Origin of the sequence: Flavobacterium sp. I-STPP5a (assembly GCF_009764685.1) — a bacterium.
Lineage (GTDB): Bacteria > Bacteroidota > Bacteroidia > Flavobacteriales > Flavobacteriaceae > Flavobacterium.
This window is the reverse complement of the sequence record NZ_VHLM01000047.1, coordinates 94,798-121,667: the sequence shown is the minus strand read 5'-3', so window position 1 is coordinate 121,667 and position 26,870 is coordinate 94,798. Positions and strand designations below refer to the sequence as shown.

Genomic DNA, 26,870 nt, shown 5'->3' with positions numbered 1-26,870 from the left:
AATAGCAGTTAGTAGGTTGTTACGTAATTGATAATGTAAAAACGGTTAATTTTCCAAAAGCTAATTAAATAATTGGTCCATTTTTTAGTGGTAAACGCTAAAAAGATGTATTACAACAGGAACGCATAACCAATAAACAATATATAGAATTCAATTGTTTTGTAGTGTCATTTAAATGGTAAATATCGATCCAGAGATAGAGAATGTTCTATTCCGTCTTTGTAAATATATAGCCTATTGCACTTAGTATTTGTGAACACCTAACTCGTTTTTTGAAACTTGTTAGGTGTTTTCGTTTTTGGGCTTATGGATGGCCTTCATCGGATTTTGTATCGTGTACTTGCAGGATGCTTGGGATTACTTTTCTACTGAAAACCGATACGATCTTTCTAGCCCTGATGGCAGCGAAAATCCTCCTGTGCCAGACCGGAAACATTGGGATGGCACAGGAGATTGTAGCGTACAGCAGGACAAAACGACTGGAAAAGATGCTCGCCTGCTCCTAAAATCAAGAATAAGTGTTGTAAATTATTGGTGGTTTTATTCTTTAATACGGCCTTTTCGCAAGGCGTAATTAACTAAATACAAACCAAATAAAGTTACGCTACCACCTATGGCAATGGCGGCATTTAGGGTTTCTCCAAAGATTATAGCGCCAAGCAAAACTGCAATAATTGGGTTGATGTAAGAGTAAACACTACTGATAGAAGCCGGTAAATGTTGCAGCGCATAAATAAAGGCAATAAAAGTAAGTACCGAACCAAAAATAACCAAATACGCAATAGACCACCATGAAATTGCTGGGATCTCATGTAGTGGAACCGATATTCCTGCGGCACCTGTATAAGCAAACACTAAAATGCTAGACAAAAACATTTGGATTCCTAAACTAAAGTACGGATTGAAACTAGCCGCTTTTTGTTTCGTGTATAAGGTTCCAAAAGCCCATGTCAATGTGGAAATGATGGAGATTATGATGCCAAATTTAAAATCGGGAATCAAAAAATCGCTTAAATGATCATAAAAAATAATACAAACACCACTAAAACTAATTATTAAACCCAGAATAGAAAACTTAGACAAGCGTTCTCCTTGAAAGAAAGAAATAATAACAATCCATAACGGGACGCACGCCCCAATAATGGCACCAAGACCACTGCTGATGTACTTCACGCCCCACGTACTTAATGCGTTGCTCAAAACAAAGTTTAAAAAGCTCAGGATGATGATGGTTTTCCATTGTTTTCCCTTGGGCCATGGCGTTTTTTTGAACAAGAAATAAGAAATATAAAGGAATCCTCCCAAAAACTGCCTTATGGCTACTAGTTGCAGGGCGGGCATGTGTTTTACGCCTTCTTTTGAGGCGATCCAGGTGGTTCCCCAAAAAAAACTGATCCAACATAAGGCCAAAATGGGCAATCCAATAGCGTTTACTCTTGACGAAAAAGCGTTCTTAATTTTAGTTTTCACATTATATATTTGGTTGTGCAAAAGTATACTTTAAAACCGATTCGGTTTTAGAACTTGAAATAGTTTTTCCAGAAATTAGACCTTGTTGATCAAATTTTGGCAAAGCCAAATCATAGTCTACCGCTTTTTGAGTGTAATAGTCCTTTCTGCTAGGATGATATGGTGTAACTGCATTAAAGATTTCGCCCCAAACTTGTTGTGACAAAATAGCGTTGATAATCCCTATGCAATCCTCTTGATGAATTAAGTTTATGGGAGCATCTGGGTTTTCTAAATTTTCTCTGCCCGCCAGGAAATTTATGGGATGACGATCGGCACCAATGAGGCCTCCAAAACGAACTATTGTAGTTTTAAAATCAATAGAACTTTGTAAAAGTTGTTCGGTTGCCAGCAATTGCTTGCCACTTTCTGTGTCTGGATGTGGAATAGTTTCTTCAGTAACCAGTGTGTTTTGCTCCCCGTAAACCGAGGTAGAACTAATAAAAAGAACGTTTTCTACACCAGCTTTTTCAATATAAGGAATTAGATTTCTAATTTTAGAAACAAAATTTTCGGTTCCAGCTCCTCTAAGCTTAGGAGGAATATCTAGTATTAAAATAGAACAATCTTGCAGTAAACCAGCAATGTCACCAGATATAGAATGCTCATGGAGCGATATTAAAAAAGGATTTATTCCAGCATCTGCCAGAATTTGTAATTTCTCTGCGGATGTTGTTGATCCATTTATCTCATAGTTTTTTTTCAATAAGGCTTTTGCCAAAGGTAAACCGAGCCATCCGCAACCTAAAATGCTAATTTTTGTCATGATTTTGTGCTTACTTTGTTGTTAAGCTGTCTTGTACGGATTGTTTTTGGTATCGGCTGTAGCCAATAGGTGTTTTGAGTTTCACTGGTGGAGCTACAACAACAGGACTAGGTTTTATTTTTTGTCTAATGACAACTGCATCATTCAATACAAAAGGTGTAGGCATCATCCAGTTCTCTCTTTTTGCTAGTTCAAATACTGGGTTTGTGGTTAAATCAAAAGAGCTTTCTAGCAATTCCATATCAAATTTATTTCCAGATTCTATCTCAAATTGCAGTACTAGCGGAGCATTGTTTACTACATAATAGCTAACAATTTTTTTGCCTTTTCGTTCGTAATTTCCTTTTTTGTGTTCAAGTGCTGTTGCTCCGTTAGCTGTAAAGTTCTTGATTTTCATACCTTCATTGGCAAACACATCGTAGCGGTTTACATTTCTATTTGGAGCTATTTGAATTTTTAAATACCTTTTTGTACCAATAGTTCTATCATAAATAAAAGAAACTGTAGGTGGAGCAATTTTTTTTACGGGCGCAGTAGTCGTGAAAGTAAAACCGGAGTTGTATTTACTAAACAATGGAAGCTCATTAAGTGTTGAAGCCGTTTCGGGATTATTGCCTAAATACGTTTTGGTCCACGAGTCAAGATTGCTGTCATAAGTGGCCCATTTTGCCGTCTTTTTATCAGAATCATATACATAGAGCAAACTGTTTGATTTGGCTTTGCCAAATTCATAACCAGACTCATAATGTGCTTTGGCAAAAAAACCAACTGATACCATCAGAAATACTGCAGCCCAAATTCCTTTTTTGGCGTAAGTCCCAAAAACAAAATAAAGAATACCTACCGCTAATACGGTTAACACTGCACTGCCAAAAAGTACTTTTAATCCCAATCCCACCGGAAACATTTGGATAAAAGGAGTAATAATCAACAAAGCTGGAATACTCAATAGTAAGTTGACTGTTTTATTAGATTTTTGAGTTAGAACAAATATTCCAAAAACGAGCAGTCCAAAACAAACAGGAACTATCAAAAATCCTGCACCTGGTAAGTACACCGCTAGTAAACCATTGATAATAATCCATAGTGTAAGTGGTGCCACATAATGACTCATGGTGATCTTAGTACTTGAAAACCGAGCATAAAACGCCATGGTTATAGCCATTGATAGGCAAACAAATGCTGCAATGTATTCATGACCGTTATAGGTAAATCCGTTAAGCAAATCGTTGTATTGAGGATAGAGTACGAGTAGAAGTTTCCAACCTAAAAAGGTAACAAGTCCTGCTGTAAGTAGCGATCCAAAAAGAGGAATAAATCCTTTGCCAATATCTTGAAATGTTATTAGATGTTTAGCTCTTCCTATGAATATAAAAAATACCAGCATCACAAAGCAGCCTATAACCACTGGAATAGTCCAGCTAAATGGGTAATACACAAAAGTGTAAGGCAAACTAAAATAAACAAAATCCTCTTGAGACACTGGTTTGTTTAAATTTGTATTGGAAAAATGTTTTAGCAAAGGCATCAAATACGTACCTTGATGGGCAAGCGTGTTTAAATCAAGATGGGCAGTGTCATCTTGAGCGGTGTGGTAATTGTAATGATCGTCTATAAAAGCAAAATTGTACCCTTGTATGTTTCCTTGTTCTCTAAACACAGTCAAATCAGTATCGTTAGGTAACATTTTATAAATGCTGTACATCAAAGAGTTTGATACTGGAAATGTGGTCTTGGCCTCGGCAAATTCTTTTACTAATGCAGCATTGCCAGCATTAGTCTCCATGAGCATATAACTTGGTCCTGATGTACCTCTTGCTTCAAAGTTTAAAACAACTCCTACATCTTTGGCCCATTTGTGCTGGTTTACAAAAAGTGCAGCGCCGTTAAGTCCTAATTCTTCACCATCAGAAAACATGATGATGATGTCGTTTTTATGAGGTGTTTTGGTATACAAAAAAGCTCTTATTCCTTCAATAATAGTTGCTACACCAGACCCAGCATCACTAGCGCCTGGGGAGTAAGAATGTGGTGCACTATCATAATGAGAAAGCAGCAAGAGCGCTTTAGAGTTTGAAGAGCCTTTTATTCGTGCTAAAACATTTTTAGAATATACTAGATTTCCCCAATCACTTAGTGTATAACCTTCTTGAATGGAGGTTTCTAGACCTAAACTTTCAAGTTCTTGTTGTAAATAATTGGCAACTATTTCATGGTTTTTGGATCCTACATAATGCGGTTTTTGAGCGATAGCTTTTACTTGTTCAAAAGCCCGTGTTGCAGAAAAATCTACTAATGAAGTATCCTTATCTGTTGTCCATTGTGGCATCATGGTGAAATAAAGTGCTGCCAGTACAACAATAATAAAAGCACTCATGTAAATTGAAGAAAAATCTTTTTTCATTTTTGGTTAATAGATTTTGTGGTTGTGGTATTTAGATATCTTTTTTAACGAGCATGTAATAATCATTTTCTAAAACCATATAGCCTTGGTCATAGAGAAAATAGTAGGTGTTGCCCGTTTTTGTGTTGAGAATATTGGTAAAGTATTCAAAATCAAAACCTTTACTTACTAGTTTTGAACGGGTAGTTTTAGATTTTCCTTCGGTATTTAGTTCTGATAAAATGCGATAGTTTTTGCGCAACCTGTTGTTGATGTTGCGCATATAATTAGTACTATCCTTGTTTATTTTATTATTGTAAGCATTTCGACAAGCATCACTACAAAATTTCTTGTCCTCGCGTCCCACAATTTTTTCTCCGCATTCTAAACAGGTTTTATTCATGGATTTATTTTTTTGATGTCGTATAAATCAGTTCTACGGTCTTTAAGAATACGAACACTGCCGTGCTCATGCAATTCTTTTAGTAAATCTAAGTCTACATCTACAATAAGTGTCATTTCGGTATTTGGTGTCGCTTCGGCTTTGATTCCGTTACTAGGAAAAGCAAAGTCTGAGGGCGTAAAAACGGCAGATTGTGCGTATTGAATATCCATATTATTCACTTTTGGTAAATTCCCCACACAACCAGCAATGGCAACATAACATTCATTTTCTATGGCTCGTGCCTGCGCGCAATGCTTTACGCGGGTGTAAGCGTTTTGTGTATCGGTTAAGAAAGGAACAAATAAGATGTTCATACCTTCATCAGCCATCAAGCGGGAGAGTTCTGGAAATTCTACATCATAGCAAATCATGATTCCTATTTTGCCACAATCTGTATCAAAGGTTTTAATGGTAGAGCCACCCGTCATTCCCCAATGTTGTACTTCATTTGGTGTAACGTGGATTTTGGCATACATTTCAGAGGTTCCATCTCTTTTACACAAGAAACCAACATTGTATAAAGTACCATTGTCCAGGTACGGCATACTACCTGTAATGATATTGATGTTATATGAAATGGCTAATTCTTGAAAGCGTTTGTGAATGGGATCTGTATGTTTGGCAAGTTCCCGGATGGCTTCGGCCTCTGATAAATGATTGTAATCGGCCATTAAAGGAGCCGTAAAAAGTTCTGGAAATAGCGCAAAATCACTACCATAACCAGATACAACATCTACAAAAAACTCGCATTGTTCAAATAAGGCTTCAAGATTATTCAATTGGCGCATTTGCCATTGTACAAGTCCTAAACGGATTACGCTTTTTGCAAGGTTGATTAACTTTGGACTTTCGTCATAATAAATGTTGTTCCACTCCAGTAATACAGCAAATTCTTTGCTGTCACTATCGCCTTCGAGATAATTTTTCATCACCCGGATTACGTGAAAATCATTGCTTAATTGAAAAGAAAGTACTGAGTCGTGCATTTCTTTTCTTTTTACTTTATCAATATAATCTTTTGGACTAAGTGTGTCGGCGTGTTTTCCGTAATTAGGTATTCGCCCTGCAAAGACAATAGCCTTCAAGTTTAATTGTTCGCACAGCTCTTTTCGGGCGTCATAAAGTCTTCTTCCCAGTCTGAGACCTCTGTAATTGGGGTGAATAAAAACATCTATTCCGTATAAAATATCGCTTTTCTGATTGTGGGTTGAAAAGGTATATTTTCCGGTAATGTCTGAGTAGTTATGATTTTTATCGACTAAATTTTCATCAACGATAAGTGATAATGCAGAGCCAACAACTTTACCGTCAACCAAAATCACGAGCTGACCTTCTGGGAAAATACTCAATAATTTCTCAATGTGATGTTCTCGCCAGTAAGAACCAGTCATTTCTGGATAGGACTCTACCATAGATTTTTTAAGTTCTTTGTAGTCGTCAAATTTTAGATTTCGTAATTCTACTTTGTTAATTTTGGCCTGCATAATAAATTGATTTACAACAAATATAACTTTTTTTTTAACATTTACAAACGGTTACAAATAGTTACAACCGAAAGTAAATAGTTAGTAACCGATTCTTGTTTTGAAACTGTCGCATCTTTGCCCTGTTGATTCGAATGAACGATTTGACAAATTAACATACACACCAATAATTAAATTTACACGCCATGAAAAACAGAGTACAATTAATCGGAAGAGTAGGTCAAGATCCAGAAGTTAAAACACTTGAAGGAGGGAAAAAATTAGCCACCGTGAGCATCGCTACAAATGATGTGTATTACAAAGAAAACGGAGACAAAGTAGAACAAACAGAATGGCACCGGGTCACTGCTTGGGGAAAAACAGCTGAGATTATTGAAAAATATGTGACCAAAGGCAGAGAGATTGGAATTGAAGCAAAATTATCCCACAGAACGTACGAGGATAAAAACGGAGAAAAGCGTTATATTACTGAAATAGTAGCAAGTGAAGTATTGCTTTTAGGGAAATAGTATTCTTACTATTTTATAAAATGCACGGATTTCTTAATTGAGGTCCGTGTTTTTTTGTAATTAAATAGCATGAATCAGTTCTTATTGTTTTGATGTATTGCAATAGTTTTAAAAAATATCTTTTGCCATTCGATAGGTATTGGCATGGGCTTCAATAATGGTTTTTATATCGGGAGAGTAGCCGCCACCCATTGAAACTTGTACTGGAATTTGGAATTTGGAACACAATTCAAAAACCAACTCATCCCTTTTTTTACAACCATTAAGAGTACAGCCTAATTTTCCAAGTTTATCTGTGGCCAAAATATCGACACCCGCCAAATAAAATATGAAATCAGGTTTTTGCGTTTCTATCAATTGCGGAATTACAGTTGCTAGGGTTTGCAAGAACTCCGCATCGGTTGTTCCATCGTCAAATGCAATGTCTAAATCTGACGTTTCTTTCTTGAACGGATAATTTGTCTTGCCATGTGTAGAAAACGTAAATACTTTTGAATTGTTTTGAAAAATTTCAGCAGTTCCGTTTCCCTGATGTACATCTAAGTCGATGATTAAAATTTTTTTTGCGAGTTTAGTGTCCAATAAAAACTGTGCAGCAATGGCTTGGTCGTTTAATAAACAAAATGCTTCGCCATGATCTGTGTAAGCATGGTGCGTACCTCCTGCAATATTGAATGAGACTTTCGTGTCAAATGATTTTTGTGCGCCAAAAATAGTTCCTTGTGCAATGATAAGTTCGCGTTGTACTAGTTCTCTGGAGAGGGGAAAACCTATTTTACGCACTGCTTTTGCGTTTAAGGTAAGTTCTAGTAAATCTGTGACGTACTCTTTTTGATGAATTGCCAAAATGGGAGCTAAATCGCAAATTTCGGGTTTATAGAAGTCAGTTGGCAAAGCTGTTCCTTCATGCAACAATTGTTGCGGAAGCAGTTCGTATTTAAGCATGGGAAACCGATGCCGTTCTGGTAACGGATGCTGGTAAATAGGATGAAATGCTATTGGGAACATGGCGGAAAATGACTTTTAGTTACATGTATTAAACTCAAGCGATGCTTAGCTTATTGGTTCATCAATTCTTGAAAGTAATCTACAAATTGGCCAAGATGTAAACCGTCAATTAATCCGTGGTGAACGTGTATGGACATGGGCATGGTTTTTTTTCCATTGCTGTCAATTGTCATTTTTCCAAAGGAGATTTTTGGACAACTGTCAGGAAAACTAAAACTTCTTGCATGTGATAAAGAAGTAAAATCCAACCAAGGAATCGCCGAGAAATGGATGACATTATCATCATTAAAAGTTCGGGTAAAAAGGCCTGTGGTGGTTTGTATACGGTCAATTTCTGTGGCGGTATTGGTTTTAAAAACAGCATAATCCGTGTCGAATTCAATCAAGGAAAAGCCAAAAGTCCCGTCTTCTCTACCTATTGTTGCTGATGCATTGATGTGATCGTGTATTACAACGGTTTCCCCGTCAATGCGATATCTAAAATGTTCTATGGCATTTACTGCCAAAAGTGTTTTGTGAAGGTAGTAGCTAAAAAAGGAGGTGTTTAGCGTTTTAGCTTTGGCGTAAGCCAGTGAACAATCAATTTGCACGGTTGCCCCAAAAAAAGGCTCTTCAAATTGTTTGAAGAATTGAAAATGTTCTTTACGCGCCCAGTTATCGATGTCTAATAGTTGTTTCAAAGGGGATGGAATTAATTTTTTTTCCAAAAGTATTGCTAATTTTTAATTCAGCCATGCACTTGTAATTTCTTTGATTGTTAAATATAGAAAAAGCCCTAAAAGAATTTCCTTTAGGGCTTTTAAGCAATTATAAGTGGAGGATTATTTTACTCTGAAAGTAACTCTTCTTACTAATTTTCTAGCTGTATCTGAATCTTTTGCTACCGAAGCATCTTCACCAGCTGCAGCAACATTCAATCTTGAAGCATCAATATTAGCTTTAACTAAAACGTCTTTTACGCTGTTAGCTCTTGCTGTAGATAATTTATCATTGTACTCAGATTTTCCTAACTCGTCAGCATGACCAATAATGTCAACTGATGTAGATGGGTTGTTTCTTAAGTAAGTTAAGATAAAATCAATTCCTTCAGTAGATACGTTTGTTGGAGTAGATTTGTTGTAATCAAAATAAGTACCTACGTAACCTTCGTTGATTAAGTTTTTGATTAATGTACTGTTGTCTACGATAGCTGGTTTATCAGTGTTTTTTCCGTAAGTTTTTAAGAAATAGCTTTCTAATTCGTCAGGAATGTTGTTGTTATTCAAGTCGATAGATTTACCTTTAGTGTTAACCATTACACCACCAATAGTGTTAGGCTCTTGATCTAAATAATCAGCAACACCATCTTTATCTGTATCTAACATTGAAGTCTCGATATCAGCAATTTGTTGCTTTAATTTGTCAATTTCGCTGTTGTTATCAAGTACCCAGTCAGCATGTTTTTCGTTTTTACCTAAGTAAACAGTTAAACCTACAGTACCATTAAATAAAATTCCAGAGAATCCTCTTGCATTTGTAGTTGCAGAAGCATCAAAAGTAGCATCTTGTGAAGCATTAAGGATCGTTGTGAAATCACCTGTAAGAGCAATTCTGTTAGATAATTTAATTTGACCAGTAACACCTGCTATAAAATTACCCATTCTGTCTTTTAAAGCAGAATTTTGATCTTCTAATTGCGCTAAACCAAAACCAGCATGACCTAATAAACCTATTGTATTAGTCCAAGTTTCAAAGCTCATGATTCTACCTAAGTTTGCTACTGCTTGAAGGTTCGCTCTGTAGTATTTTGTGTCAAAATTTGCAGAGTTGCTTTTTCCTTCAAAACTGTTGTATCCAAAATCAGCTTTCAAACCAAATTTATTGTTAAACATGTAACGTACACCTAGATCTGCAACATAAGGGCTTGGAGTTGAAGTAGCGTAACCTAATCCTAATGGTCTTTGTGGTTTGTTAACACCGCCAGCTAATTCAATAGACCATTTGTTGTAATCTGTATTTTTTACTTCTTTAGTTTCAGTTTGAGCATTTACAGAAGAAACAGTACCTGCAAAAACTAATGCAAACATTAAATTTTTCATTATTTTATGATTTTTAAATTCGGTGCAAATTTACAACATAATCACAAATAAGAATTTTCAATCAGTTAAATATATAAAAGATAAAAAAAATTATATAAATTACGGATTACTTTGAGTTTTTTAGTGCGATTTAGATTCTTTTTTAAGAGAAAAATTTCAGATAGTGTCTTTATTTAGTAGTTTAACTAGGGTCGAAAATCCAAAAAAAAAGACTTTTGGGCTTATAAATTGCCCTAAGTCCTTAATTTTATAACATGAAAACGTCAATAAATCGTTATTTTTTCAACTCTTCAAGAGCGGTAAAACATCAGTTATAGTTGTAAAAGTATTGAAGTTTTCATGCTCTACTGTATGATCAATTTTTTCATGTGCCCAAGTGGTGTGAAAGGGAATATGAACAGCATATCCGCCTATGGCCAAAACAGGCAGAACATCTGATTTCAATGAATTACCAATCATGAAAAATTCAGAAGGTTGAATGTCTAATCGTTTAATCAAGTCTGTATAATCAATTTCTTGCTTGTCTGACATTACTTCAATATGATGAAAATAATGACCTAAACCTGAATTGTGTAATTTTCTACGCTGGTCTAATAAATCACCTTTGGTAGCCACCACCAGTTTGTATTTTCCGTGTAAGGCTTGTAGGGTTTCTTGAACACCATCCAGTAAAACGATAGGTTTCTCTAAAAGTTCTTTTCCGTACTGAATGATTTTTTCAATAATTTCAATCGGAATCGTGTTGTTCGAAATTGTCATTGCAGCCTCAATCATGGATAAAATATATCCTTTTATGCCATAGCCGTATAATTTTAAATTGGCAATCTCTACCTTAAATAATTCCTGCGACAATCCTTGATGTGACAAATAATCACTCATGAGTGCACAAAATTTCTCTTCGGTTTCTAGAAAATAGGTTTCGTTGATGAATAAGGTGTCATCAGCGTCGAAGGCAATTACTTTTAGGTTCATTCTTAATTTTGTATTACCACAGATTCGTAGCTTTAATTAATGAATCTGCGAATCTGTGGTTATTTTTTTAATTTATCATCTCGCCATTCCCCACACCATCCGTATCAGGATTTACAAAAACAAGTTTTCCTTCGGTATTTGTAGTCATCAAAATCATACCGTGACTTTCTACGCCACGTAAGTTTCTTGGTGCCAAATTCACTAAAACAGTTACGCGTTTCCCAATGATATCTTCTGGTTTAAAACTTTCGGCAATTCCCGAAACTATCGTTCGAATATCAATTCCAGTATCTACCTTTAAAATCAAAAGTTTATTGGCTTTTGGCATTTTTTCTGCCTCTAAAATGGTTCCTGTGCGGATATCCATTTTGGCAAAATCCTCAAATTGAATAAGTTCTTTTTGTGGTTCAGCCACTTTATTCTCGGCTTTGTTAGCTGTTTTGGTTGCTTCTAATTTATCGATTTGTTTTTGGATTTCTTCATCTTCAATTTTCGAAAACAGTAATTCGGCTTGACCAATTTGGTGACCAGCGGGTAATAAATTCCAATCTTCAAATTCCAAATTCCAATTGTTGATGTTGATATTCAACATTCTTGACAATTTTACAGAAGTAAAAGGCAAGAACGGCTCACAAAGCGAACTCAAAACTGCAGCAATTTGCAAAGCAACATACATTTGAGTTTTTGTACGTTCTTCATCAGTTTTAATCATCTTCCAAGGCTCTTCATCGGCCAAATATTTATTTCCGAGTCTTGCTACATTCATCATTTCACCAAGTGCTTCTCTAAATCTGTATCTTTCGATAGAACTTGAAATTACTGATGGATAGGCTTTCAATTCAGCCAAAGTTTGTTCGTCTACCTCAGATAATTTGTTAGGAGTAGGGACAATTCCGTCGTAATATTTATTGGTTAAAACCACCACACGATTGATGAAATTTCCAAAAATCGCTACCAGTTCATTGTTGTTTCTAGCTTGAAAGTCTTTCCAAGTAAAATCATTATCCTTCGTTTCAGGTGCATTTGATGTTAAGGCATAACGCAATACATCTTGCTGATTTGGGAATTCTTCTAAATATTCGTGCAACCAAACGGCCCAATTTTTAGACGTCGATAATTTGTTTCCTTCCAAGTTCAAGAACTCATTAGCAGGAACATTATCCGGTAAAATATAGTTACCTTCAGCTTTTAGCATTGCCGGGAAAATCACGCAATGAAATACAATATTGTCTTTCCCTATAAAGTGAACCAGTTTTGTGTCTTGATCTTTCCAGTACGGTTCCCAGTCTTTCCCTTCACGCAAAGCCCATTCTTTCGTAGCCGATATGTATCCAATAGGTGCATCAAACCAAACGTATAATTTTTTCCCCTCAGCGCCTTCAACAGGAACATCAATTCCCCAGTCTAGGTCACGCGTTACCGCACGAGGTTCTAATCCACCGTCAATCCATGATTTTACTTGGCCGTACACATTCGGTTTCCAGTCGCTTTTATGTCCTACAAGAATCCATTCTTTCAAGAAATCTTCGTAGCGATCCAAAGGCAAAAACCAGTGTTTCGTTGATTTCATGATAGGAGTTTCGCCTGTAATGGTTGATTTTGGATTAATCAAATCGGTAGCATTTAGCGTAGAACCACATTTTTCGCACTGATCGCCGTATGCTTCTTCGTTGCCACATTTTGGGCAAGTTCCCATTACAAAACGATCTGCTAAAAACTGATCTGCTTTAGCATCATACAATTGTTCGGTTACTTCTTCAATAAAATCGCCTTGTTCATACAATTTTTTGAAAAATTCCGAAGCCGTATCATGATGAATTTTAGCCGAAGTTCTTGAATAATTATCAAATGAAATTCCAAAATCCGAAAACGATTTACGGATAATACCATCGTATTTATCAATTACTTGCTGAGGCGTAATACCTTCTTTTTTGGCTTTCATCGAAATCGCCACGCCGTGTTCGTCGCTTCCGCAAACAAACAAAACGTCTCTTCCTTGCAATCTTAAATATCTTGAATATATGTCTGACGGTACGTAAACACCTGCCAAATGGCCTATGTGGATGGGTCCGTTTGTATAAGGCAATGCCGCTGTAATCGTATATCTTTTTGGATTCTGTATCATGTGTTGCTAATATTATTTTTTTATTTGTCACATGTAATTCGCATAGCACGAAGGGCTGAATGACCCATTTTATACTACGCTCATTTCATGATTCCATTTTATGGAGATGCAAAAATAAGCAATAGAATTTTATTTGAAGCTATTTCCCACTATCCGTTGCAATCTTTCCATTTTTAAAGAAAAAATGGAAAGGATTTTCACTGCTATTGGGGCTAGGGAAGTAGGTGCTTCAAGTCTATTTGTTATTTCGATGAACGAGGAATCTCCAGTTCGGGCCAACTTAATCCGACATTAAAATAGCAAAATGCCAAAAAATAGTTTCCTTTGTAAAGTTTTTAAGTTGGTGATTCTGGTAACAGTCTCAAACGACAAACTTTACTAATTAAGTTGCTACATCATGCCCAAAGGACCCGAAAAAAATACCAAAAATAAAGCGTTGCACACCAAATTACTCAACAGGAAAAAGGCAAAATTGCAAGAGGAAAAAGCAGCAAAAGCAGCACGCTTGAAGGCATTGGTAACCAAAATGAATCAGAAAAAGAACAATAATGAATCGGATGTCATTTAATTTTAAGCATAAATAAATCTGTGCTCATCTTTGGATAAAACAAATATTTCGATTCCTCAATCTTTTACCCGAAATTTGCAATCTATAATATAAAACGCAACTCAAATGGAATTCGGAAAAATCATCATCTCAGAAAACGCTGCTCAAAGTGAAAACCCACAAGACATTATTAACTCAAACATTTCGGTGATCAACTTAATGCGTGAAGAGAAAATTGATGACGATTTGATTCACGAAGATGCATTGATGAGTTATTATTTAGATTTTTACGTAGCGCAACATGTTGATGGCAATTTTGCACAATTCGTTCACCGCTCTGGATGGAATAAGGAATTAAATGAACTTATTGAAGAAGGTTTGGCCTTGATTGAAGCACCTAAACATCTAGAATTATTCCAGCAACAGTCTAAAAAAGTGAGTTTAATGAGTAGTGTGAAACTCAATAAATTTTTACAAGGAAAATTAGAAGGAGTTAATCTCACTAGAGATGCGCTCAATACCGATACTTTTTTTGAAATAGAAGAAAATATAGTAGAACTTAATGCTGCTTTTTTAATGTCGCACCCAGATCTTGAAGTGCTTTCAATAGATGATATGTTTGCAACTCTTGAAGCTTTTGTAGGTCACGAGATTAAAAGGGAGTAATTATTTTCATAGAAAAAACACAAAGGCACGCGGGGTCTTTTAAAGTAGAACGTATCGAATCTCTTTGTTTTATCTTTGTATTAAGTCAAAGTTTTATTCTTAATCTATCATGAAACAATCGCTTTTGTGTGGAATTTAAAGTTGTTGTATTCTATTTCCAAGATGTAGATTCCAGACGCCAAGATATTATTTGGTGAAAATGTTAAGGTATTACTGTTTACTCTAAACGATTTTTGGAAGATTTTTGTTCCTTGAATCGTAAACAACTGGACATTTATGAAATCATTTATGCTCTCTTTAAAATTTATATTGATAGTGTTGTTTGTAATTGGATTGGGATAAACAACAAAAAAGTGCTCATTGTCATAAGAAACGGTATCTAAAGTTGCGGTTTTAAATAGGGCTAATTTTGTAAAAGTGCCACCCAAAACTTCCGCAGTTTGTGCTTCACTCATACAAAGCCAATCTTGCATAATCGAAGAATAAATTTGTCTAAAGTCAAATTGCATTGCAACCTGGTCTGAAACGGTTGGGTTTAAAGGTATGTTTGGTGAGCTGCCTATCATACCTGAAACTGGATTTTGAGCAGTTATGGCACTAGATCCAGTATTCAAGGCGGCTCCAAAGAAAATTACAGGTGCTCCAGCTCCATGATCGGTACCAAGGCTTCCGTTGCTTTTAATTCTTCGACCAAATTCACTAAAAGTCATTCCTGTTACTAAATTTGATTTTCCCATTAACTCTAAATCTTGTTGAAATGCATGTATTGCCTGCGATAAAATACTGAGATTGGTAGCATGAGCACCTTTGGTCTTATCAACAACATCCACTTGACCACTGTGTAAATCAGATGTGTTAGGGTGATTGACAATGTAAATAGGGGTTTGTAGTCCGCCATTTATTAATTTGGCAACAATTTTTAATTGATCACCTAGCTTATTAGCACTAGGATATGTTGCGGTTTGTGACTGCGCGGTGTTAAAAGCAGTTTGTATAGCAGTGCGGTATACATTGCTTTGGTCTTTCATTAAACGTAAAAAAGTCAGCTCTGTTCCGTAGTCAGAATTAGGTGCGGGATCAGTAATTTGATTGATGACGTTCAAAAGAGTATTGGGATCCGGAGCATTATATCCCATGTTAATAGTAGGTCCTTGTAATGAAAAGGGCAAAGTAGAACCTATTTGAATAGCCAATGGATCAGGCATGTCACTATTAGGATAACCAAGGGGAAAATTTGGATATATGCTATCTAGTGATCGTCCTAGCCAGCCACTATCAAGGGTTTGATTGCTATTAGAAGCTGTAAACCAAATATCAGTTGCTCTAAAATGACTGAAACTTGGATTGGGATAGGAAACCCCTTGAATTATCATTAATTTCCCATTATCATGCAAAGTTTTCATTTCAGACATTGCGGGATGTAGGCCAGTAGTAGTATTATTAGCCAGTGGCAGAACAGAACTTTGGTTCATCAATATATTGGAACGTGCGTTATTTAAATTTGTCCATTTATCTAAAGGGAAAACGGTATTTAATCCATCGTTACCACCGTTCATTTGTATGATAACCAAAATTTTACCACAATTTACCGCTGCATTTGCCAAAACATCTAGTGCATTACTTTCAATCGAAGCTGATGCCATTACAGGAATTCCATTCAAAGCTAAGGGGATGGAGGCTAATGCACTTGTTTTTATAAAACTTCTTCTTTTCATAACTTCAAAAAATTACATTAATTGGTATTCAGCAAGTTGAGTAAGAGTCACAAGTAAGGATTTAAGTCGTGATTTCACACTATTTTTGTTGGTTGTATTTGATGTGTCATTGAGGTAAAGTGTCCACGCTGAGGTCCAGTAATCATTACTTGTTTGATTGGAAAGCAACGATTGTATTTTTATTTGCTCTTTTTGTGTACTACTAATATCAATGGGCAACAAGTACAGTATACATTCAGCAACTAATAAATCTGGATTAGCACAAATAGTAGGGCTAAATTGTTGAATAAAACCTATTAGATCTACTTCTATCCGGGTTGTGTGCGAGTTGTAAGTAAGATTGTAACCGTTGAAAATTCTATTTAAGAAATCGAACCTTTTTTGAGTGGTACTGGAATTGATCCAATATTCATGAAACGACGGATTTTGATAAAAAGCAACCCAACCGGAAACATTTGGGATTTTGCCCATAGTTTGCTCTAAACCGCTTAAAACAGTATTGTTGAAGTAATTCCAAACTCTATATTGCGCTTCAAAATTAGTTGCGTCTGTTACCGTATAATTCAAGTTAAAAGTCCGTAAACTACCAATGACTAGATCAAAAGGTGATTTGATGTAAACGCCTCTATTGGCCATGTCATAAAAATGTTGGCTTTTGAATAGTTGGTTTAATACAGGTTCGATTTCCCAATTGTTAGCCACAAATGTTTGTGCTAATGGAATAATTATGTTTGATTCTATCGTAGCATCAATATCATAATAGATAAAATAGCGGTATAATCGGCGGCAAATATATTCTGAAACTACTCTTGATTTTGTGAAAATCATATCAATCAAAGCATCTAACTCTGAAGCTCCAGCATTGCTAATGACGGTATTGTTAAAAAACGAGGAGAACTGCTTATTGCTCGTATCGTGAAAATTAGTGTCAAAATTAGTGCTTGGTGTTGCTGTATTTAAATTTATCACTCTCCATCCTGTTAAAACTTTTGCTGCTTGTATCACGTCAACTTCCGTATACTGGCTTAATGGGTCTTTTCCTAAAGTAAAAAGCTCCATGAGCTCTCGTGCAAAATTTTCATCGGGAGACGTTTTTGTATTGGCTTGATTGTTTAAATAGTACATCATGGCGGGCTGTGTAGCCATTTTTCTGATCAGTGTCTTGTAATTTCCAAGCGGATTATCTCGGAACATTTTCAGGTAGGAGTATAATATGCGACATGAATTACTTCCCGCGTGCGAAAATGGAGCACTGCGTACGGTTTCAAAATCTACTGGAATAAAATGATACCAAAACCATGTCATTTTTTCCTTAATAGTCGCATTTTGATTGCAAGCTAAGCCAAAACTCCATTGTGATAAAGACTCAATTCTTCTCGAGTTAGTTGTATTGGTTCCCACAGGTAATGGGTCATTTGTCCAGTCAGCTCCATAGGGCAAGTTGCTCTCATCTGGCGAATAATTATTGTATGAATTTACGGGAGGAGCTGGCGCAGTAATGTTGATGTTCAACACGGCATTGACCGCATTTGTCATATTTAAGGCGAGTAACGCATCAACGTCTGCTTTTTTAAAACCATAACCAGTACGTTTTAATAAATGCAGTACTTCTTGCTTGCCCCAACTGCCGCTGTAGGGATTTAATCCACTACTAACAGGAACTACTCTATCGGTAAAACCCGATTTTGTAGCACTTTTAACGCTTTGATATCTTCTGCCTTTAAATATTTTTCGGGAATATTTTTCAAATAAAGGATCTTTAACATCCTGATTTATTTTTGATTTATTTAATAGTAAACTAAATAAATTTCTTCGGTTAATAGTATTACTCATAACGATTTCAAATTTGATTTGTATAATCGACTCTCTACTATTTTATTATTTTCTACTTAGTTAAAATAGCTACTCAAAATTATGTTTTTTTACAATACGTTCAACGTACTATGAGTCTTGTAGTTAAATAATTTATGGTTCTTATTGTCTTAAAAGTTTATAAACGAATAATTAAAATTATACAAAAAACTTTCTCTACTATTTATTTTATTCAAATCTTTAGATGTGCAAAAAATGGCCGTGCAATTTCTCCTTATAATTCTCTTTTTTTGATAAAACTTTTATCTCTTACTATCAAACATTTCCTTAAATTTGCTACCGTTATTACAAAAGTTAGCGTTTAAAAAATCAAGCTATGTTACAAATTGCATTTATTAGAGAGAATCAAGAAAAAGTAATCAATGCTTTGGCCAAAAAAAATTTTGATGCCAAGAGTGTTGTTGAAGAAGTGGTACAACTAGATGAAAAACGTCGCACTGCGCAAGTAGAGCTTGACACTATTTTATCTGAATCTAATAAATTATCCAAAGACATTGGCGAATTGATGAAAGCGGGTGAGAAATCAAAAGCCGCAATCCTAAAAGAAAAAACAGTTTTAAATAAAGAGAAAAGCAAAGCGCTAGCTGAAACCGCTGAGGCACTTGCCGCTGAACTTTTAGAAAAATTATACACACTTCCTAATCTTCCAGCTGATATTGTTCCTGAGGGGAAAACTCCAGAGGAAAACTTAAACGTTTTTGAAGAAGGTGCTGTTCCAGTTTTGCATGAAGGAGCACAACCACATTGGGATTTGGTAAAAAAATACGACATCATTGATTTTGAATTGGGAGTAAAAATCACTGGAGCAGGTTTTCCAGTTTATAAAGGTAAAGGTGCTCGTTTGCAACGTGCCTTAATCAATTATTTCTTAGATAAAAATACGGCAGCGGGTTACAATGAAGTTCAGGTTCCGCACATGGTCAATGAAGCATCTGCTTATGGAACTGGTCAATTGCCAGACAAAGAAGGGCAAATGTACCATGACAAAACCGATGATTTGTACTTGATTCCAACGGCTGAGGTTCCTGTTACTAATTTGTTTCGTGATGTAATCCTTAACGAAAATGAATTGCCAGTATTGACTACGGCTTATACGCCATGTTTCCGTCGTGAAGCAGGTTCTTACGGTGCGCATGTACGCGGTTTAAACCGTTTGCACCAGTTTGACAAAGTCGAAATTGTACGTGTAGAGCATCCTGACAAGTCTTACGAAGCACTTGACGGAATGGTAGAACATGTTAAAGATATCTTGAGAGATTTGAAATTACCGTATCGTATTTTACGTCTTTGTGGTGGTGATATGGGTTTTGCTTCAGCATTGACGTATGATTTTGAAGTTTTTTCTACGGCACAAGACCGTTGGTTAGAGATTAGTTCGGTTTCTAATTTTGAAACTTTTCAATCGAATCGTTTGAAATTGCGTTTCAAGGACAAGGACGGAAAAAACCAATTGGCACACACCTTAAACGGAAGCGCGCTGGCCTTACCAAGAGTTATGGCTGGGATATTAGAAAATTACCAAACTCCTGAGGGAATTGTAATTCCAGAGGTTTTGCGTCCTTACTGCGGATTTGATATTATAAATTAATTAGTTTGCGGTTATCAGTCACAGTTGACAATGCTGTGACTGAAAACTGTGACTGCAACTAAAATACGAATATTGATAATGAAAAAGCTCTTTCTATATATCACTTTGTCATTCTCGCTATTTGCTTTTGCCCAAAACGAGCAATTAGCACAGTATTATTATGACAAAGGCGATTTTGAAAAAGCCAAAATCAGTTATGAAGAACTTTTAAAAGAGACACCTCAAAATTCACTTTATTTTTTAAGATCAATAGATTGTTTGCAACAATTGCAGCAGTTTGAAAACGCTCAAAATGCACTTCAGCTGAGGTATGATAAGTACCAGCAGTCAACCATTTTAGTAGAACTTGGCTATAATTATCAGTTGCAAAAAAACGAAAGTAAAGCAACGCCATACTACGAAAGAGCTTTAGAATCCATAAAGAAAAATCCAAATGATGTTTATGGTGTTGCCAATGCGTTTGAACGTAAAGTGCTCCTTGAATATGCATTAAAGGCCTATAAAACGGTCTCTGGAAAGGATGAAAATTATAATTTTAATTATCAAATAGGTTTGCTCTACGGACAAATGGCAAATATGGAGTTCATGGTGGCTACTTTTCTAGACGAAGCGTATACAAATCCAGAAAACTCCATCCGAATTCAAAACCAATTAGTACGCTTTATGGTTGATGAAGGTGATGCTAATTTTAATGAAATTTTGCGTAAAGCATTGATAATAAGAACTCAAAAAACGCAAGATATTTTCTGGAATCGTTTTTTAAGTTGGTTTTATGTCCAGCAAAAAGAATTTGATAAGGCATTTATACAAGAAAAAGCCATTTACAAACGCAATCCCGAAACGCTTGCTAATATTGTAAGTCTAGGACAACAAGCCATTCAAGAGGATAAAACCGATGCAGCTATTGAGATTCTAAATTTTGTGTTGCAAAACTCACAGGACAAGGAGTTATTGGTGCAAGCCAATACGTACTTAATTCGAATGAAAATTGAAAAAGCAACAGCTACTGATTACCCAGCAATCAATCTGGCACTAGAGGATTTGCTAAAACAATTTGGAATAAGTCCTTTTACGCTATCTTTGCAACTTATTCAAGCTCATTTCACAGCATTCAATTTAAAAAAGCCGGAAGAGGCTAAAAAAATTATTAAGTCTGCCCTTGAAATGCAACTTAATGAATATGAAATAGCACAAACAAAAATGGAATTGGCTGACATTTTACTTTATGAAGAAAAATTCAACCAAGCATTATTGTACTATTCTCAAATTGAATTGGATTTAAAAAATGATGTTGTAGCTCATGAAGCCAGTTTAAAAGCAGCCAAAACAAGTTATTTTAAAACTGATTTTGAATGGGCCTTGAAACAATTTAAGGAGTTAAAAGCGGCAAATACACAATTGATTGCAAATGATGCCTTAGAGTATTACTTGCTGATAAATGACAATAAGGTTGCTGATTCTACTCAAACGGCCTTAAAACAATTTGCAAAAGGAGATTACCTCTTGTATCAAAATAGAGATGAGGAAGCCATTGTTCAATTTCAATTACTGTTACAAAAAAAGGCAGGTGAGCAAGCTAATGAAATTGAAGCGGTAACTTTGTTGAGATTGGGTAAAATTTATGAAAAAAAATCCGATTTTGTTTTGGCTTTAAGCCAATACCAAAAAATAATAGAAACGCACAAAGAAAGCATTTACATTGACGAAGCCTTATTTTATGCGGCCGAAATAAACAATAAAAAACTACAACAACCTGAAATTGCTAAGCCACTATATGAAAAAATAATTTTTAACCATCAAGACAGTATCCATTTTGTGCCGGCCCGCAAAGAATATCGCATGCTAAGAGGAGACACTGTAATACAGTAAATGATGGTTACAAAACTAGGCTTTACATGATGGCAAGCCTTGTTCTAGAATATTAATTTTTTTTAACCCTACTATCCCTGGTAGGTTTTCCCTTTTTTTAGGGTCAGGGTCAGTTTATGATTATATACAACGTTACTACAAACATACATGAAAGCGTACACGATCAATGGATGATCTGGATGCAACACAAACACATTCCTGAAATCTTGTCAACTAGATTGTTTTCATCAGCCCGATTGGTTCGCGTATTGGTTGAAGAAGAAATGGGAGGAGTAACCTACTCTGTACAATATGAAACAGAAAGTAAGGAGACCTTGCAGCGGTATTATCAAGAGTATGCACCTGGTTTTCGTGAAGAAGGAGCTCGATTATTTGGAGATAAAATGCTAGCTTTTAGAACTGAACTTGAGTTGATTGGGGATTATAAATAAGTTGGGATAATCTTGTAAACGCCTAGTATACAGACTAAAAATGGATTGCAGATACAATATAAACTTTATGCCTAAGTGGCAAAACAAATACATACTGAAATAAGTTCAGCAAAAAAATGGAAAAAGTAACCGCCAAAAAACACTTAGGACAACACTTTCTTAAAGATGAAAGTATAGCTAAGGATATTGCTGATACGCTAAACCTAGAAGGGTATGATGATGTCTTAGAAATAGGTCCGGGAATGGGAGTTTTGACAAAATATTTATTGGATAAACCTGTAAATACCTACGTTATTGAAATTGATACCGAATCAGTAACCTATCTGGATGCTAATTATCCAAAATTGAAAGATAAAATTATCTCTAAAGATTTCTTGAAATACAACATCAATGAAATTTTTGAAGGGAAACAGTTTGCTATAATTGGGAATTTCCCTTATAATATTTCAACGCAAATTGTATTTAGAACATTAGAATACAAAGAACAAATACCAGAGTTTGCTGGTATGTTTCAAAAAGAAGTAGCAGAACGTATTTGTGAAAAGAAAGGAACAAAGGCGTATGGAATTCTCTCGGTACTGGTACAAGCTTTTTATGATGCGGAGTATTTGTTTACCGTAGACGAAAATGTTTTTAATCCGCCACCCAAAGTAAAATCTGGAGTTTTAAGGTTACGCCGTAAAAAAGATTATAGTTTGCCTTGCGGCGAAAAATTATTTTTCACAGTAGTTAAAACCGCTTTTCAGCAAAGGCGAAAAACGTTACGTAACAGCTTAAAGACCTTAAATTTGTCAGATGCTTTACGTGAGGATGAAATTTTTAACCTTCGTCCAGAACAATTAGATGTAGCACAATTTATTTCCCTTACTCAAAAAATAGAAGCCGATGGAGTTTAAAATCAGCAAAGTACTAATACAAGAATTAGAGCAACTCATTCAAAACAAGAACGACCAGCAACTGGAAGTGTTATTGAATGACATGCACCATGCTGATATTGCCGAAATTCTAGACGAGCTAGACTTTAATGAAGCTACGTACATCTTTAAAGTTTTAGACAGTGAAAAAACCGCCGAAATTCTTCTGGAATTAGAAGATGATTTGCGTGAAAATATATTAAGCAGGCTTTCGCCAAAGGAAATTGCGGAGGAATTAGATGAACTAGAAACCAATGATGCTGCGGATATTATTGCAGAGCTTTCGCAAGACTTAAAAGCCGAAGTAATATCAGAGCTTCAGGATGTGGAGCATGCCAAAGATATTGTTGATTTATTGCGCTATGACGAGGACACCGCAGGTGGAATTATGCATAAGGAGTTGGTTAAGGTCAATGAAAACTGGAATGTGCTTACATGCGTGAAAGAAATGCGCATTCAGGCCGAAAATATTTCCAGAGTACACTCCATTTACGTGGTAGATGATGAAGACCGTTTAAAAGGGCGTTTGTCACTTAAGGATTTGTTGACTACCTCGTCAAGAACGCCTATTAATGATGTTTATATCCGAAAATTAAACTCGGTTAAAGTAGATACTGAGGATGTTGAGGTGGCTCGTATTATGCAGAAGTACGATTTAGAAGCCATTCCTGTTGTGGACGAATTAGGAAGGTTAGTCGGTAGAATTACCATTGATGACATTGTAGATGTAATTAAGGACGAAGCAGACGAGGATTACCAGTTAGCAGCGGGTATCTCACAAGACGTAGAAGCTGATGATAGCATATTTGAGCACACAAAAGCACGCTTGCCTTGGCTGGTTTTAGCTTTATTAGGTGGTTTTATTTCTGTAAAAGTATTGGGGCTTTTTGAAGGTGCCATGCTACAACACGGAAACTTATTCTTTTTCACACCACTTATTGCGGCTATGGCAGGAAATGTAGGGGTGCAATCTTCGGCAATTATTGTACAAGGTTTGGCTAACAATACCTTGAGTGGTTCCTTGTTTAATAGGTTGATAAAAGAAGTTTCATTGAGCTTATTAAACGGCGTAATATTGGCGTGTATATTGTTTATAGGAAGTCATTTTTTATTAAATGTTGAGATTATTATTGGGGTTATTGTAACTACTGCGCTAATTTCAGTAATTATTATTGCGTCATTAATTGGAACTTCTATTCCGTTATTGCTTGATAAATTTGGGATTGATCCAGCTTTAGCAACAGGACCTTTTATTACCACTAGCAACGATATTTGCGGAATTTTAATTTATTTTTCAATAGCAAAAATGATTTTAGGATTCTAAAAAAGCTTAATTATTTAACTAACCAACACTTTTCCGTAATAATTCCCTTTCTTTTGAATGGGGTTAGAAGAGTAAAACCACAACCACTATGAAAGTACATATTATTGGAGGAGGAAACCTAGGTGTAGCAATCGCTTTGGGATTGTCTCAGTTTTCACCAGAAAACAAGATTACCATAACCAGAAGAAACGTGACCTCCATTACGTATCTGGAAAAATTAGGTGCCACTGTAACCAGTAATAATGTACATCAAATAGAAGAGGCTGATGTCATTATTTTGACCATAAAACCATACCAAGTAGATACGGTTTTGAGTGAAATTCTACCTTTTGTGTCTCAAAAAATTGTAGCATCAGCCGTTAGCGGATTATCTATAGAGAAATTACAAGAAAAAATAGGGAATACAAATAGTGCTATTCGGATAATGCCTAATATAGCGGCGCAATTTGGAGCATCGGCAACCTGTATTGCTTTTCATGAAAAAGATACGGATCAAGCGCAGCAAGTTGTATCGCTATTCCAAACATTAGGTACAGCACCTATTATTGATGAAAAATTGATGGATGCGGCAACGGTTCTTGCTGCCAGCGGAACTGCATTTGCCTTGCGTTACATTCGTGCTTCTATGCAAGCAGGTATCGAAATAGGATTTGATTGGCAAACGGCATTGGCCATTTCTGCTCAAACCGTTAAAGGTGCAGCACAAATGCTTTTAGAAGAAAAAATACATCCTGAACAATTAATTGATAGAGTTACTACGCCTCAGGGTTGTACCATTGCCGGGTTAAATGAAATGGAGATGCATGGTTTTAGTTCGTCCTTAATCCGCGGAATTAAAACTTCTTTGAAACAAATTAAAGGATAAAAAGTATCAACTATAACTAAAAAAATACTTGATTATGAATGCAGGGACTCTAATAATCAGAATGTCAAAAAGTGCTGATATTTACAACAAGTCTTATCATTACAATGTACAAATCGCAAATGAGTTAGACTGTGAAATGAACTATAAAAATAACCGTAAAGAAATAACGCTTGCTCCTGGAACTTATAGTTTGCTAATAGCTGACGGCAAAACACAGCAAACGCAAGAAATCACCTTAAAAGCAGGCGAAATACAAACCTATACTATCAATGCAAGTATTACTTATCAATTAGGTTTGGGTCTTATGATAGGAATTCAAGTGGTTTTTGGGGCTGTTTTATGTTATCAATTTGTTGTATTGAACAGATTTTTTTTACCTCAAATTATCATTTTTGTAGCAATACTATTTTTGTTTATACGAGATAATTTTGGCAATAGTTTTGCCTTGTTTTTTTCTAAAAAACGTTTTTAATAATCCAAAAAAAACCTCATTTTTAGTTCAAAAAATGAGGTTTTTTTGGTTTTGAAGCATATAGATAATCTTATATAGCTTTTTTAATTTTAAGCGGTTTTAGATTGAACTTGAGCCATAAAAACCCAATTGTTCCTGCAATAAAAGAGGCTATTAAAATGGCAATTTTAGAGTAAGTAATTACTTCTTCACCATCGTTTTTAAAAGCCAATAATGTGATGAAGATAGACATGGTAAATCCTATGCCTCCCAGCATTCCTGCGCCCAGAATACTACTCCATTTTAAATCCTTGGGCAGTGTACAAATACCTAAACTTACCGCTAGAAAGGAGAATAACCATATTCCCAAAGGCTTTCCTATAACAAGTCCTAAAATGATTCCTATCGTGTTGGCATGATTTAAACCTTCTTGCCAGTTAGCACTAATTGCAATTCCTGTATTGGCAATGGCAAACAATGGTAGGATAAAAAAGGCCACTGGATAATGCAAAAAGTGTTGCAAACGGTAAGAAGAAGTTTTTTTGCTTCCATCTCCAAATGGTATCACAAAGGCCAATAAAACTCCTGTTATCGTAGCATGAACTCCTGAATTTAACATAAAATACCACATTGCTGCTCCTCCTATTAAATAAGGGAAGAGTTGGTGCACGTTGCGTCTGTTACAAATAAATAAAACGCCCATGATAGCAAATGCAATTCCAAGATTGATGTAGTCAATACTATCCGTGTAAAATACAGCAATGACTATTATGGCTCCTAAATCATCAATGACTGCCAATGCGGTTAAGAATATTTTTAAAGAGGTAGGAACTCTTTTGCCTAAAAGCGATAAAATTCCTATTGCAAAAGCAATGTCTGTTGCCATCGGAATTCCGGCTCCGATTTGTGTAATCGTACCAAAGTTTAGTAGTAAAAAAATCCCTGCCGGTACCAGCATTCCCCCCAAAGCGCCAAAAATAGGCAAAGTAGCATCTTTAATACTAGATAATTCTCCTTGATATATTTCTCGTTCTAACTCTAAACCTATCAATAAAAAGAAAATGGTCATTAAACCATCATTAATCCAGTGGGTAATGGAATGACTTGCAATTTCGGTTTCCCAAAATGCAATATAATTGTTTTGTACTGCTGAGTTTGCTAATGCAATTGAAAGTAAAGTCACAAAAAGTAATAAGATACCTCCTGCTTTTTCACTTTCAAAAAAGGCTTTAAATGTTTTTGTTACTTTCATTTCCTGTTTTGAGTTTGCTTTGTACTGATACCATAAATACAAAGTACAAATTTACAATTTTAAAGGCTTATGGCATTCGTTTACTCCATAAACCGTA

The 26,870-nt window shown here is 35.6% G+C and carries 23 protein-coding genes; 10 read left to right on the top strand and 13 right to left on the bottom strand.

Features of this window, described 5'->3' with window-relative positions:
• Positions 1-540 precede the first annotated feature (540 nt).
• From FJV36_RS08735 to FJV36_RS08715, 5 genes are read right to left on the bottom strand one after another with little or no spacing between them, the layout of a single operon-like run.
• Positions 541-1,470, bottom strand: a complete 930-nt coding sequence (locus tag FJV36_RS08735; RefSeq protein ID WP_233264611.1) for a DMT family transporter — start codon at positions 1,468-1,470, stop codon at positions 541-543.
• Between the two features lies 1 nt (position 1,471).
• Positions 1,472-2,275 (bottom strand): SDR family oxidoreductase, encoded by an 804-nt coding sequence (locus FJV36_RS08730; RefSeq protein WP_158730112.1) that lies wholly within the window; start codon positions 2,273-2,275, stop codon positions 1,472-1,474.
• A 10-nt stretch (positions 2,276-2,285) separates the two neighbouring features.
• Entirely contained in the window at positions 2,286-4,679 is a 2,394-nt protein-coding gene (locus tag FJV36_RS08725; RefSeq protein WP_233264610.1) for a M28 family peptidase, read from the bottom strand.
• 31 nt (positions 4,680-4,710) lie between these two features.
• A complete protein-coding gene (locus tag FJV36_RS08720) occupies positions 4,711-5,061 on the bottom strand; it encodes a hypothetical protein (RefSeq protein WP_158730111.1) in 351 nt (116 codons plus the stop codon).
• Positions 5,058-6,587, bottom strand: coding sequence for a bifunctional GNAT family N-acetyltransferase/carbon-nitrogen hydrolase family protein (locus FJV36_RS08715; protein ID WP_158730110.1), 1,530 nt, complete (start codon positions 6,585-6,587; stop codon positions 5,058-5,060). The genes FJV36_RS08720 and FJV36_RS08715 overlap by 4 nt, the downstream gene beginning before the upstream one ends.
• 185 nt (positions 6,588-6,772) lie before the next feature.
• On the opposite strand from FJV36_RS08715, the gene FJV36_RS08710 reads away from it, so the two are divergent.
• Positions 6,773-7,096: a single-stranded DNA-binding protein gene (locus FJV36_RS08710; protein ID WP_158730109.1), complete on the top strand. Its 324-nt coding sequence runs from the start codon at positions 6,773-6,775 to the stop codon at positions 7,094-7,096.
• Between the two features lie 108 nt (positions 7,097-7,204).
• On the opposite strand, the gene FJV36_RS08705 is transcribed toward FJV36_RS08710, so the two are convergent.
• The 5 genes from FJV36_RS08705 to metG all read right to left on the bottom strand — a co-directional run bounded on the left by FJV36_RS08705 (position 7,205) and on the right by metG (position 13,279).
• Positions 7,205-8,104 (bottom strand): histone deacetylase, encoded by a 900-nt coding sequence (locus FJV36_RS08705; protein ID WP_158730108.1) that lies wholly within the window; start codon positions 8,102-8,104, stop codon positions 7,205-7,207.
• 50 nt (positions 8,105-8,154) lie between these two features.
• Positions 8,155-8,784: a chloramphenicol acetyltransferase gene (locus tag FJV36_RS08700; RefSeq protein ID WP_158730156.1), complete on the bottom strand. Its 630-nt coding sequence runs from the start codon at positions 8,782-8,784 to the stop codon at positions 8,155-8,157.
• A gap of 141 nt (positions 8,785-8,925) precedes the next feature.
• The gene (locus FJV36_RS08695) at positions 8,926-10,182 is read right to left on the bottom strand and encodes an OmpA family protein (protein WP_158730107.1); all 1,257 of its coding nucleotides are present in this window, start codon (positions 10,180-10,182) and stop codon (positions 8,926-8,928) included.
• A gap of 282 nt (positions 10,183-10,464) precedes the next feature.
• On the bottom strand, positions 10,465-11,154 hold the full coding sequence (locus tag FJV36_RS08690) for an HAD family hydrolase (protein WP_158730106.1): 690 nt from the start codon (positions 11,152-11,154) through the stop codon (positions 10,465-10,467).
• A gap of 67 nt (positions 11,155-11,221) precedes the next feature.
• Entirely contained in the window at positions 11,222-13,279 is a 2,058-nt protein-coding gene (gene metG, locus FJV36_RS08685) for a methionine--tRNA ligase (RefSeq protein WP_158730105.1), read from the bottom strand.
• 397 nt (positions 13,280-13,676) lie between these two features.
• Here metG and FJV36_RS16350 point away from each other — a divergent pair, with 397 nt between their 5' ends.
• Both FJV36_RS16350 and FJV36_RS08680 read left to right on the top strand, forming a co-directional pair.
• A complete protein-coding gene (locus FJV36_RS16350) occupies positions 13,677-13,847 on the top strand; it encodes a hypothetical protein (RefSeq protein ID WP_199250929.1) in 171 nt (56 codons plus the stop codon).
• Positions 13,848-13,952: 105 nt separating this feature from the next.
• Entirely contained in the window at positions 13,953-14,492 is a 540-nt protein-coding gene (locus FJV36_RS08680) for a hypothetical protein (protein WP_158730104.1), read from the top strand.
• Positions 14,493-14,599: 107 nt separating this feature from the next.
• Here FJV36_RS08680 and FJV36_RS08675 read toward each other — a convergent pair whose 3' ends face one another.
• Both FJV36_RS08675 and FJV36_RS08670 read right to left on the bottom strand, forming a co-directional pair.
• Positions 14,600-16,207 carry a DUF1501 domain-containing protein gene (locus tag FJV36_RS08675; RefSeq protein ID WP_158730103.1) on the bottom strand — a complete coding sequence of 536 codons (1,608 nt, stop codon included), beginning with the start codon at positions 16,205-16,207 and terminating at the stop codon, positions 14,600-14,602.
• A gap of 12 nt (positions 16,208-16,219) precedes the next feature.
• Positions 16,220-18,040, bottom strand: coding sequence for a DUF1800 family protein (locus tag FJV36_RS08670; RefSeq protein ID WP_158730102.1), 1,821 nt, complete (start codon positions 18,038-18,040; stop codon positions 16,220-16,222).
• Between the two features lie 355 nt (positions 18,041-18,395).
• On the opposite strand from FJV36_RS08670, the gene serS reads away from it, so the two are divergent.
• The 7 genes from serS to FJV36_RS08635 all read left to right on the top strand — a co-directional run bounded on the left by serS (position 18,396) and on the right by FJV36_RS08635 (position 25,542).
• Positions 18,396-19,667: a serine--tRNA ligase gene (gene serS, locus FJV36_RS08665; protein WP_158730101.1), complete on the top strand. Its 1,272-nt coding sequence runs from the start codon at positions 18,396-18,398 to the stop codon at positions 19,665-19,667.
• 78 nt (positions 19,668-19,745) lie between these two features.
• Positions 19,746-21,536 (top strand): hypothetical protein, encoded by a 1,791-nt coding sequence (locus FJV36_RS08660; protein ID WP_158730100.1) that lies wholly within the window; start codon positions 19,746-19,748, stop codon positions 21,534-21,536.
• A gap of 116 nt (positions 21,537-21,652) precedes the next feature.
• Positions 21,653-21,967: a DUF4286 family protein gene (locus FJV36_RS08655; RefSeq protein ID WP_158730099.1), complete on the top strand. Its 315-nt coding sequence runs from the start codon at positions 21,653-21,655 to the stop codon at positions 21,965-21,967.
• A 116-nt stretch (positions 21,968-22,083) separates the two neighbouring features.
• Positions 22,084-22,863, top strand: a complete 780-nt coding sequence (gene rsmA / locus FJV36_RS08650) for a 16S rRNA (adenine(1518)-N(6)/adenine(1519)-N(6))-dimethyltransferase RsmA (protein ID WP_158730098.1) — start codon at positions 22,084-22,086, stop codon at positions 22,861-22,863.
• Entirely contained in the window at positions 22,853-24,205 is a 1,353-nt protein-coding gene (gene mgtE, locus FJV36_RS08645) for a magnesium transporter (RefSeq protein ID WP_158730097.1), read from the top strand. Before rsmA ends, mgtE begins: the two co-directional genes overlap by 11 nt.
• 88 nt (positions 24,206-24,293) lie before the next feature.
• On the top strand, positions 24,294-25,070 hold the full coding sequence (gene proC / locus FJV36_RS08640) for a pyrroline-5-carboxylate reductase (protein WP_158730096.1): 777 nt from the start codon (positions 24,294-24,296) through the stop codon (positions 25,068-25,070).
• A 34-nt stretch (positions 25,071-25,104) separates the two neighbouring features.
• On the top strand, positions 25,105-25,542 hold the full coding sequence (locus FJV36_RS08635) for a hypothetical protein (protein WP_158730095.1): 438 nt from the start codon (positions 25,105-25,107) through the stop codon (positions 25,540-25,542).
• 70 nt (positions 25,543-25,612) lie between these two features.
• On the opposite strand, the gene nhaA is transcribed toward FJV36_RS08635, so the two are convergent.
• Entirely contained in the window at positions 25,613-26,773 is a 1,161-nt protein-coding gene (gene nhaA, locus FJV36_RS08630) for a Na+/H+ antiporter NhaA (RefSeq protein WP_158730094.1), read from the bottom strand.
• Positions 26,774-26,870 lie beyond the last annotated feature (97 nt).

Bases quoted from the DNA above. Each gene is read 5' to 3' on its own strand.
- FJV36_RS08730 (WP_158730112.1), bottom strand. From the start codon at position 2,275: ATGACAAAAATTAGCATTTTAGGTTGCGGATGGCTCGGTTTACCTTTG.
- FJV36_RS08725 (WP_233264610.1), bottom strand. From the start codon at position 4,679: ATGAAAAAAGATTTTTCTTCAATTTACATGAGTGCTTTTATTATTGTT.
- FJV36_RS08720 (WP_158730111.1), bottom strand. From the start codon at position 5,061: ATGAATAAAACCTGTTTAGAATGCGGAGAAAAAATTGTGGGACGCGAG.
- FJV36_RS08715 (WP_158730110.1), bottom strand. From the start codon at position 6,587: ATGCAGGCCAAAATTAACAAAGTAGAATTACGAAATCTAAAATTTGAC.
- FJV36_RS08710 (WP_158730109.1), top strand. From the start codon at position 6,773: ATGAAAAACAGAGTACAATTAATCGGAAGAGTAGGTCAAGATCCAGAA.
- FJV36_RS08705 (WP_158730108.1), bottom strand. From the start codon at position 8,104: ATGTTCCCAATAGCATTTCATCCTATTTACCAGCATCCGTTACCAGAA.
- FJV36_RS08695 (WP_158730107.1), bottom strand. From the start codon at position 10,182: ATGAAAAATTTAATGTTTGCATTAGTTTTTGCAGGTACTGTTTCTTCT.
- FJV36_RS08690 (WP_158730106.1), bottom strand. From the start codon at position 11,154: ATGAACCTAAAAGTAATTGCCTTCGACGCTGATGACACCTTATTCATC.
- metG (WP_158730105.1), bottom strand. From the start codon at position 13,279: ATGATACAGAATCCAAAAAGATATACGATTACAGCGGCATTGCCTTAT.
- FJV36_RS16350 (WP_199250929.1), top strand. From the start codon at position 13,677: ATGCCCAAAGGACCCGAAAAAAATACCAAAAATAAAGCGTTGCACACC.
- FJV36_RS08680 (WP_158730104.1), top strand. From the start codon at position 13,953: ATGGAATTCGGAAAAATCATCATCTCAGAAAACGCTGCTCAAAGTGAA.
- FJV36_RS08675 (WP_158730103.1), bottom strand. From the start codon at position 16,207: ATGAAAAGAAGAAGTTTTATAAAAACAAGTGCATTAGCCTCCATCCCC.
- FJV36_RS08670 (WP_158730102.1), bottom strand. From the start codon at position 18,040: ATGAGTAATACTATTAACCGAAGAAATTTATTTAGTTTACTATTAAAT.
- serS (WP_158730101.1), top strand. From the start codon at position 18,396: ATGTTACAAATTGCATTTATTAGAGAGAATCAAGAAAAAGTAATCAAT.
- FJV36_RS08660 (WP_158730100.1), top strand. From the start codon at position 19,746: ATGAAAAAGCTCTTTCTATATATCACTTTGTCATTCTCGCTATTTGCT.
- FJV36_RS08655 (WP_158730099.1), top strand. From the start codon at position 21,653: ATGATTATATACAACGTTACTACAAACATACATGAAAGCGTACACGAT.
- rsmA (WP_158730098.1), top strand. From the start codon at position 22,084: ATGGAAAAAGTAACCGCCAAAAAACACTTAGGACAACACTTTCTTAAA.
- mgtE (WP_158730097.1), top strand. From the start codon at position 22,853: ATGGAGTTTAAAATCAGCAAAGTACTAATACAAGAATTAGAGCAACTC.
- proC (WP_158730096.1), top strand. From the start codon at position 24,294: ATGAAAGTACATATTATTGGAGGAGGAAACCTAGGTGTAGCAATCGCT.
- FJV36_RS08635 (WP_158730095.1), top strand. From the start codon at position 25,105: ATGAATGCAGGGACTCTAATAATCAGAATGTCAAAAAGTGCTGATATT.
- nhaA (WP_158730094.1), bottom strand. From the start codon at position 26,773: ATGAAAGTAACAAAAACATTTAAAGCCTTTTTTGAAAGTGAAAAAGCA.